Source organism: Amycolatopsis sp. NPDC026612 (genome assembly GCF_040638285.1).
In the GTDB taxonomy this organism is placed as follows: Bacteria; Actinomycetota; Actinomycetes; order Mycobacteriales; family Pseudonocardiaceae; genus Amycolatopsis.
Map to the genome: position 1 here is coordinate 42,067 of NZ_JBEZYB010000061.1, position 7,657 is coordinate 49,723.

Annotated in this window: 6 protein-coding genes; 5 read left to right on the forward strand and 1 reads right to left on the reverse strand. The window is 72.9% G+C overall.

Annotated features, from left to right (window positions below):
- The first annotated feature begins 58 nt into the window (after positions 1-58).
- Genes AB0F15_RS34755 through AB0F15_RS34765 form a run of 3 tightly spaced genes read left to right on the forward strand, consistent with a single transcriptional unit; the run spans position 59 to position 3,529 of the window.
- Positions 59-811, forward strand: a complete 753-nt coding sequence (locus AB0F15_RS34755; RefSeq protein ID WP_360279901.1) for an alpha/beta fold hydrolase — start codon at positions 59-61, stop codon at positions 809-811.
- On the forward strand, positions 808-2,013 hold the full coding sequence (locus tag AB0F15_RS34760; protein WP_360279886.1) for an acyltransferase: 1,206 nt from the start codon (positions 808-810) through the stop codon (positions 2,011-2,013). Before AB0F15_RS34755 ends, AB0F15_RS34760 begins: the two co-directional genes overlap by 4 nt.
- Positions 2,014-2,020: 7 nt before the next feature.
- A complete protein-coding gene (locus AB0F15_RS34765) occupies positions 2,021-3,529 on the forward strand; it encodes a bifunctional 3-(3-hydroxy-phenyl)propionate/3-hydroxycinnamic acid hydroxylase (protein WP_360279889.1) in 1,509 nt (502 codons plus the stop codon).
- Between the two features lie 15 nt (positions 3,530-3,544).
- Here AB0F15_RS34765 and AB0F15_RS34770 read toward each other — a convergent pair whose 3' ends face one another.
- Positions 3,545-4,966 carry an NDP-hexose 2,3-dehydratase family protein gene (locus AB0F15_RS34770; RefSeq protein ID WP_360279892.1) on the reverse strand — a complete coding sequence of 474 codons (1,422 nt, stop codon included), beginning with the start codon at positions 4,964-4,966 and terminating at the stop codon, positions 3,545-3,547.
- Positions 4,967-5,222: 256 nt separating this feature from the next.
- Between AB0F15_RS34770 and AB0F15_RS34775 the strand changes: the two genes are divergently transcribed.
- Both AB0F15_RS34775 and AB0F15_RS34780 read left to right on the forward strand, forming a co-directional pair.
- A complete protein-coding gene (locus AB0F15_RS34775; RefSeq protein ID WP_360279895.1) occupies positions 5,223-6,209 on the forward strand; it encodes a Gfo/Idh/MocA family oxidoreductase in 987 nt (328 codons plus the stop codon).
- Between the two features lie 25 nt (positions 6,210-6,234).
- The gene (locus AB0F15_RS34780; RefSeq protein WP_360279904.1) at positions 6,235-7,545 is read left to right on the forward strand and encodes an aspartate aminotransferase family protein; all 1,311 of its coding nucleotides are present in this window, start codon (positions 6,235-6,237) and stop codon (positions 7,543-7,545) included.
- Positions 7,546-7,657 lie beyond the last annotated feature (112 nt).

The window sequence follows — 7,657 nt, forward strand, 5'->3', positions numbered from 1 at the left end:
GCGCAGGGCCCTTCCGAAAGGCAGTCCGCTCGTGCACCGACCAGACGCCGAGAAGTGGTTGCGCCGTTTCGAGCGGGTACCGGACGCCCGCGTCCGGCTCGTCTGCCTACCGCACGCCGGCGGCTCGGCCAGCTTCTTCTTCCCGCTGGCCAAGGCCCTCGCTCCCGCGGTGGAGGTACTGGCGGTCCAGTACCCGGGCCGCCAGGACCGGCGCCTCGAGCCGCCCGTCGACAGCATCGGCGGGCTGACGAGCAGGCTCCTGGACGTGCTGCGCCCGTTCGACGACCGGCCACTGGCGCTGTTCGGGCACAGCATGGGCGCCCTCATCGGCTACGAGGTGGCGTTGCGGATGGCCGAAACCGGGCTGCCCGCACCCGTGCACCTCTTCGCGTCCGGACGGCGGGCGCCGTCGCGCTACCGCGACGACGACTTGCGCGGGGTGTCGGACGAGCGGCTCGTGGCCGAGCTGCGGAAGCTGGGCGGTTCCGACGCGGCCATGCTCGCCGACCCCGAACTGCTGGCGATGATCCTGCCCGCCATCCGCAGCGACTACCGGGCGGTCGAGACGTACCGGCACGAACCCGGACGGCGGCTGGACTGCCCGGTCACGGTGTTCACCGGCGACCGCGATCCGCGGGTGTCGGTCGACGAAGCCCGCGCCTGGGCCGGGCACACCACCGGGCCCGCCGAGCTGCGGGTGCTGCCCGGCGGTCACTTCTTCCTGGTCGACCAGGCCGCCCTGATGATCGCGACGATCACCGGGAAGCTGACCGGCGCCGCGCTGGCCGGATCCGGGGGAGGGAACTCGTGACGCGAGCCGGTGTCCTGCGTGCGCTGGCACCCAGCGAGAAGATCCACGCCGTCAAGGAGTCGTACATCGGGTACACGGTCCGCGCCGCCGGCCGGCTGGATCCGGCCGCGCTGACCACCGCGTTCGAAGCGGTGTACCGCGCCTACCCGCACCTCTCGGCGCGCGTGGAGTTCACCGGGGACGGCGTCGTGCTCGCCGAGTCCGAGGACTCCGCGGTCCGGCCGGAGGTCCGGTTCACCGACGGCGACCCCGGCAAGCCGCTGGCGGGCCTCGAAGTCGACCAGCACCGGTCGTTGAGCGCGCTGAACGTGGTGCGCGACGGCGACGAGGCCAGTGTCTGCCTGGCGATCCAGCACAGCATCGCCGACGCGCACCACGCGACCGCGATCCTCTCGACGCTCTGGTCGTGCTACACCGACGTCGTCGCCGGGGTGCCCCTCGACCTGCCCCGGCACCCGTACCCCCGGTCGCTGGAGGACCTGCTGGCCGAGCGCGGCATCCACGCGAACGCGCCGGCCGGCGAGCTCCCGGTGCCGGCGTCCCCGCCCGATCCGGTCGTCCGCCACGTCGTCCAGCACCGCCTGACCGAGGCCGAGACAGCGGCGCTGGCCGACCTCGGCCACCGCGAGGGGGTGACGATCAACGGCCTCGTCTCGGGTGTGATCCTGCAGGCCGAGGCCGAGATCCGGGGCATGCCGCCGACCGAGCTGGTGTACCGGTATTCGGTGAACCTGCGCAGCCGCCTCACTCCCCCGGTCGGCGCGACCGAGGGCACCAACGTGCTCGGCGGCGTGGGGTTCAAGGCGACCGGCGGGATCGAGCACGACGTCGTCGCAATCGGCCGGGCGATCGGCGCGCAGCTGCGGGCCGGCCTGGCCGACGGCTCCGTGCAACGCAGCATCCTGGACATGTTCAGCAGGCCCGCCGCCGTGAAGCCGTGGGACCCGAGCCTCGCCCTCGCCGTGGTCAGCATCATGAACTGGGGGGTGATCCCGCCGATGCGCACCCCGGACGGCTTGCGGCTGACCAACCTCCACTCCGCGTCCCGGATGCGGGACACCATCGCGCTCGGCGGCTACGTGATGAGCAGCTTCGGCGGCCGCGTCGGCATCGACCTGGCCTGGCCGGAGGGCGATCCGTCGCTGCCGGGGCGCCTCGAGTGCCTGCGCGAGCGGCTGGCCCACTTGACCCGTGACCTGTGAGGTGCTCGTGACGGACCCGGATGTCGTCGTCGTCGGCAACGGCCCCATCGGCGCGACCCTGTCGGTGCTGCTGGCGCAGCGCGGGTGGCGGGTGACCGTGCTCGAACGCCGTCCCCGGCCGTACAAACTGCCCCGCGCGACCAGCTTCGACGGCGAGACGGCCCGGTTGCTGGCCGCCACCGGCATCGGCCCGGACCTCGGGCGGATCACCGCGCCGGCCAACGGCTACCAGTGGCAGACCGCCGACGGCCGCACGCTGCTGGACATCGCCTTCACCACGGACGGCCCGTACGGCTGGCCGGACGCGAACACCATGCACCAACCGGCGCTGGAGGAGCTGATCGCGGCCAGGGCGAAGGAGCTGCCCGGCCTGACGGTGCTGCGCGGGCACGAGGTCGTGGCCATCGCGGACGGCGACGAGCGGGTGCGGGTGACCGCCACCGACGAGGACGACGTGCCGCGGATCCTGTCGGCGCGGTGGGTCGTGGGCTGCGACGGCGCCAACAGCTTCGTCCGGGAGCACCTCGACGTGCCGGTGACCGATCTCGGCTTCTCCTACGAGTGGCTGCTCTGCGACGTCCAGCTGCACGAGCCGCGTGCGTTCGTGCCGACGAACGTGCAGATCTGCGACCCGGCCCGGCCCACGACGCTCGTGGGCAGCGGTCCCGGCCGCCGTCGCTGGGAGTTCATGCGGCTGCCGGGCGAAACCGCGGCCGAGCTGAACAAGGACGAGACGGCGTGGCGGCTGATGGCGCCGTTCGGCGTCACCCCCGAGACCGCCACCCTGCTGCGCAGCACCACCTACATCTTCCAGGCCCGCTGGGCCGACCGGTGGCGGGTGGGGCACGTCCTGCTCGCCGGCGACGCGGCGCACCTCATGCCGCCCTTCGCCGGCCAGGGCATGTGCTCCGGCATCCGCGACGTCACCAACCTGGCGTGGAAGCTGGACCTCACGCTCCGCGGCCTGGCCGATGAGTCCCTTTTGGACAGTTACGGGGAGGAGCGGCGGGCGCAGGCGAAAGAAGCGATTCTCGCGTCGGTCCAGCTGGGCCGGGTGATCTGCGTGACCGACCCGGCGGCCGCCGCCGAGCGGGACGCGACCGTGCTGGCGAACCGCCGCGGCAAACCGGCGGGCCAGCCGGAACCGGCGAAACCGCTCACCGGCGGCCTGCGGCACGAAAGCCCGGGAGCGGGCGTGGTCGTGCCGCAGGGACGGGTGTGCCTGCGGGGCGCCACCGGGCTCTTCGACGACGTCGTCGGCCGGGGTTTCGTCCTGCTCACCACCGAGGAGCCACGCCCGGACCTCCTCGCCGAGTTCGGGACGCACGTCGTCCGGCTCGACGACGGCGTGGACGTCGACAACGTCTACCGGCCGTTCCTGGCGCGGTACCGGGCGACTTCGCTGCTCGTCCGCCCGGACTACCACGTCTTCGGCACCGCCGACGGCCCGCGCGGGCTCGAAGCACTGGCCGGCGCCCTGCGGGACCGACTGCACGCCGCGGTGCCCGCCGGCTGAGCCGCAACGCAACGGTCAGAGGCTGCGCATGCTGGCCATCAGGCTGCGCAGTTCCACCGTCAGGTAGTTGCTGTGCGACAGCAGCGACATCAGCTGGTCGAGCGTCGTCCAGAGGTACCGGTCGTCGGGCTCGGCGTCGAAGTCGTCCTCGACCTCGATCACCAGGTAGCGGTTCTGGGCGTGGTAGAAGCGGCCACCCTCTTCGGAGTGCACGACGTCCAGCCGCACGCGCCACCGGGGCGCGGCCAGCGCGTAGTCGAGGTAGGGCGGGCGGTACTCCGCCGGGGCGTCGGCGTAGTTGCCGGGCTGGCAGTGCACGGTGGCGGTCAGCTCGGCGATGTTGAGCGTGCCGGCGTCGCTGCGGGCCTGGACCAGGGCGTGCAGCGTGCCGCCGATCCGCTTGACCAGCAGGGCGAGCAGGCCGGACTGCCGGGGCGCCACCAGCGGCTGGGTCCACGCGGTGACCTCGCGGTTGCTGGCCTGCACCGCCACCGCGACGACGTCGAAGTACTTGCCGTCCCGGTGGTCGATGACGTCGTGCCCGAGTCGCCAGCCGTCCTCGGCGACCTCCTTGAGCGGCACCCGGCGCTGCACCAGCTCCTGCCGGGCCCGCACCTCGGTGAGCCAGCTGAGGATCCGCCCCGGATCGTGGACGGCCCGGCCGTGGCCCCACAGCGAGCGCCGGACCGCGTCGCCGAACGAGTCGTCGCCGGAGTTCCGCTCGTCCGGCTGCGTCAACGCGGGCGGCACGCACGACAGGACGGTCCGGGAGTCCATGTTCACCATGTGGTCCAGCCGCAGCAGGCGGCGGAGCTGGTCGAGCGTGAGCCAGCAGAAGTCCTCGTGGAGCGGCACGTCGTCGTCGGTCTCGACGACGATGTTGCGGTTGCGCTTGTGCAGGAACCACGAACCCTGCTCGGACTGCAGCCCGTCGAACAGCACCCGGCTGCGGGAGCCGGGCCGGAAGTACTCGATGTACTTGGTCGCCGCGCCGCCGTGGACCTTCGTGTAGTTGCTGCGGGTCGCCTGCACCGTGGGCGAGATCTGGAGGCCGTTGATGTTGCCCGGCTCCATCTTCGCCTGCATCAGGCAGTGCGGGACACCGTCGAACCGCTTGACGAGGATGCCGAGGACGCCGATCTCCGGCTGCACGATGATCGGCTGGGTCCACTCGCTCACCCACGGCCGGTCGGTCCGGACGCGCAGGCCCTCGACCGAGAAGAACCGCCCGCTGGCGTGGACGAGGTTGCCGGTGTCCGGCTCGAAGTCCCAGCCCGACAGGTCCGCGAACGGGATGCGGTCCACCCGGAAGCTGTTCGCGCGGGCTCGCGCGTTGAACCAGGAGTGGAAGCCCGCCATGGACATGACCGCGTCGTCGGCCCCGGGATCGGGGCGGCCGTCCGGTGGCGTGTCCGTGTGCGTTGCGCTGGAGACCACGTCACTCCCTTCCTCTGCACGAGATGGAGCACGCGACGTGCCTGGTGCTTCCGGGCAGCGTAGGAGCGCGCCGGCGCGCCGGGCATCCCCCGACCTGATAGGTGTGCGGCGGATTCGGGTGTCCTGAATGGACGCCGCGGTGGGCCGGGCCGGTGCTACAAGAACGGGGGATGCCCGGCGGACCCCGGCGTCCTAGCGTGGGGCCGGACAGTGCCCGCACCGCGCGCCGCATCGACCGGCCGGGGAAGGAGATCCGGTGGCTCCCCTGCGCATCGGGATCATGGGGTGCGCGAGCATCGCCCTCCGGCGGGTGCTCCCGGCCGTGGCGGCCCTTCCCGGCACCGAGATCGCGGCGATCGCCAGCCGGACCGCCGGCAAGGCCGCGGAAGCCGCGCGGGGCTACCGGTGCCGCCCGGTCGAGGGCTACCAGGCGCTGCTGGAACTCGACGACGTCGAGGCCGTCTACATCCCGTTGCCGAACGCCGCGCACGCCGGCTGGATCGACCGCGCCCTCGCCGCCGGCAAGCACGTGCTCGCCGAGAAGCCGTTGACCACCAGCGCTTCCCGGACGCGCGCGCTGATCGACGCGGCCCGGTCGGCCGGGCTGGTGCTGATGGAGAACGTGATGTTCCTCCACCACAGCCAGCACGCGGCGGTCAAGGACCTGGTCGGGACCGGCGCGATCGGCGAGCTGCGGGCGTTCCACGCCGCGTTCGCCGTACCGCGGCGGCCGGCAAGCGACATCCGCCACAGCGCCGAACTCGGCGGGGGCGCGCTCCTGGACACCGGTGTCTACCCGGTCCGCGCGGCGCTGTCCTTCCTCGGTGCCGGCCTGGACGTCGTTTCGGCGGTGCTCACCCGCCGCCACGGTGAGCTCGTCGACTCCGCCGGGCACGCGTTGCTGTGCGGCGGCGGTGTCGTCGCGTTCGCGGCCTTCGGGATCGACCACGCCTACCGGTCCGGCTACGAGCTCTGGGGCAGTGCCGGCCGGATCGTCCTCGAGCACGCCTTCACCCCGCCCGCCGGCCACGTCCCGGTGCTGCGCCTGGAACGGGGATCCGGCGTCGACGAGATCCCGCTGGCGCCCGACGACCAGGTGGCGAACACGCTGACCGCGTTCACCGAGGCCGTCCGATCGGGACGGCTGCCGGACAACGGCGACGTCACGCGGCAGGCGGTGCTCCTCGACGACATCCGCACCAAGGCCACGCAACTCGATCACGCCACCGAACTGGTGGGTTGACGCCAGGAGGATCCCGATCGTGACGATGACTGTGCACAAGGCGCCGTCCCAGCTGCTGGCCGCCCGGCTGCAGATTCCCCCCATTCCCTACAGCCACGCCGCCGGGTCCTGGGTGTACGCCTCCGACGGGCGGCGCTACCTCGACGGCGCCAGCGGGATCGTCAACGTGAACATCGGCCACGCCCACCCCCGGGTGGTGGAGGCCCTGCGGGACCAGGTGGGCATCTGCACGTACGCCAGCCCGGGCACGTTCGCGCCCGACCTCATGGAGCAGCTGGCCGCGGCCACGGCGCGGGCGGTGCACCGGCCGGACGACCGGGTCATGTTCACCCCCACCGGCACGCACGCGACGGAGGCCGCCATCGCGCTGGCCCGGCTGGTGCAGCGCGCCCGGGGCGAGACGGGGCGCCACAAGATCCTGACGTCGTCGCTCGGCTACCACGGCAACAGCGCGTTCGTGCTCGCGTTGTCCGGCCACCGGTCCCGGCGGCCGCACGAGGACGACAGCTTCGGCCTCGCCCCCGCCTTCAACCCGCCCTACCCGGCCCAGCACCTCGACTGCCCCTTCCCCGCCTGCCGGGCCGACTGCGTGCGGGCCGTGCGCGACGCGATCGTCGAGGCCGGCCCGGACACCGTCGCCGCGGTGCTGATGGAACCGGTCAACGGCACGACCGGCGGCGGGTACGTGCCGCCGGCCGGCTACCTGCGAGCGCTCCGCGAAGTCTGCGACGAGTTCGGCGTCCTCGTCATCCACGACGAGGTGCTGACCGGGCTGGGCCGCACCGGGCTGCCGCTGGCGTCGCACCACACGCCGGGCTCGGCGGCGGACATCGTCACCCTGTCGAAGGGCCTGGGGGCGGGTTACGTCCCACTGGCCGCCACGATGATCTCGCCGAACCTGGCCGAAGACATCATGGCGAGCGGCAAGTGGCTGCCGCTCATGGGCACGATGTCGGCGACCCCGTTGCAGGGCCGGGCCGGGCTGGCGGTGCTGGCGGTGCTGGACGAGCTCGGCGCCCTCGACCGCGACGAGGTGCGGGGTGCGGCCCTCGGCAGGCTCGTGGCCGACGCGGTGCGCGACCAGCCGCTGGTGACCGACGTGCGCGGACTCGGCTACTTCTACGGCATCGAACTGGCCAAGGGCACCCTCGGCGACGTCATGCGGATCACCCGGAGCCAGGGCCTGCTGTTGTACCCGTACGTCGGCTTCCGGCCCGACCGCACCGGCGAGGGCCTGCTGGTCGCCCCGCCGCTGAACGCGACCGACGCCGACCTCGGCTTTCTCGGCGAGACCCTGCGCGCGGCACTGGACCGGCTGGGCGAACTCGCGAACTGACCCCACGGCGAAGGCCCGGGACCGCGGGCAGGGTCTCGCCGAGAAAGCCGAGGTCGGCGTCGGTCGCGTTCAGCGGCGGGGCGACCAGCAGGCCCTCGCCGGTGCGGTCGGG

Excerpts from the sequence above, each read along its gene's own strand:
- AB0F15_RS34780 (WP_360279904.1), top strand. The coding sequence starts at position 6,235 with ATGACTGTGCACAAGGCGCCGTCCCAGCTGCTGGCCGCCCGGCTGCAG.